A 403-nucleotide genomic window follows, 5' to 3' on the forward strand; every position below is an offset into this window, starting at 1 on the left:
GGGTAAAGAGCGTTCCTCCCTCGAAGCCGTTGTCGACACCCTCGACCAAATGAAACAGGGGCTGGAAGATGTTTCTGGTCTGCTGGAACTGGCTGTAGAAGCTGACGACGAAGAAACCTTTAACGAAGCCGTTGCTGAACTCGACGCCCTGGAAGAAAAACTGGCGCAGCTTGAGTTCCGCCGTATGTTCTCTGGCGAATATGACAGCGCCGACTGCTACCTCGATATTCAGGCGGGGTCTGGCGGTACGGAAGCACAGGACTGGGCGAGCATGCTTGAGCGTATGTATCTGCGCTGGGCTGAATCGCGTGGTTTCAAAACTGAAATCATCGAAGAGTCGGAAGGTGAAGTGGCGGGTATTAAATCCGTGACGATCAAAATCTCCGGCGATTACGCTTATGGC

1 protein-coding gene is annotated in these 403 nt (G+C 53.6%); it reads left to right on the top strand.

Annotation, left to right across the window (positions count from 1 at the left end; all coding sequences use genetic code 11):
* The coding region (locus KGQ19_RS48905; RefSeq protein WP_212022522.1) for a PCRF domain-containing protein at positions 1–403 on the top strand (403 nt) is incomplete at both ends.

The sequence above is a fragment of the Catenulispora pinistramenti genome (assembly GCF_018274385.1).
Classification (GTDB): Bacteria; Actinomycetota; Actinomycetes; order Streptomycetales; family Catenulisporaceae; genus Catenulispora; species Catenulispora pinistramenti.